The following is a 373-nucleotide window of genomic DNA, read 5'->3' on the forward strand; positions in this document are numbered from 1 at the left end:
GCCAATAACGATTACATTTTCATCCCTTACCATTTCTTCATGCATGGCCTCTCTAATGGCCTTACTCATACTTAATTTTCTCATCGAATAACACTCCTTTCGTTTTCTGAGGCATATACATCCAATGTGACTTCACTTACATCTGGATATGGTGAGGATTTAGCAAATTCATAAGCTTCTTTTATTTCCTTATCCATTGCTGTATCAATGGCAGATAAATCATCTTCCGACACTCCATGTTTTAAGAGATGGTCTCTAAACCTTTCAATAGGATCTTTTTTCTTCCATTCTTCAGTTAATTCTTTAGGTCGATAGCTAGATGGGTCACCTTCATAGTGTCCACGGATACGATAGGTCTGACACTCTACAATAG

At 37.5% G+C, this 373-nt stretch carries 1 protein-coding gene; it reads right to left on the minus strand.

The genetic code is table 11. The annotated features are described in order from the left end of the window. Nucleotides 1–80: 80 nt before the first annotated feature. A partial coding sequence (locus SB822_RS55365) for a thiamine pyrophosphate-dependent enzyme (RefSeq protein ID WP_410858879.1) occupies nt 81–373 on the minus strand: 293 nt, incomplete at its 5' end.

This window comes from Paraburkholderia sp. SIMBA_054, assembly GCF_046534875.1.
Taxonomy (GTDB): Bacteria; Pseudomonadota; Gammaproteobacteria; order Burkholderiales; family Burkholderiaceae; genus Paraburkholderia; species Paraburkholderia hospita.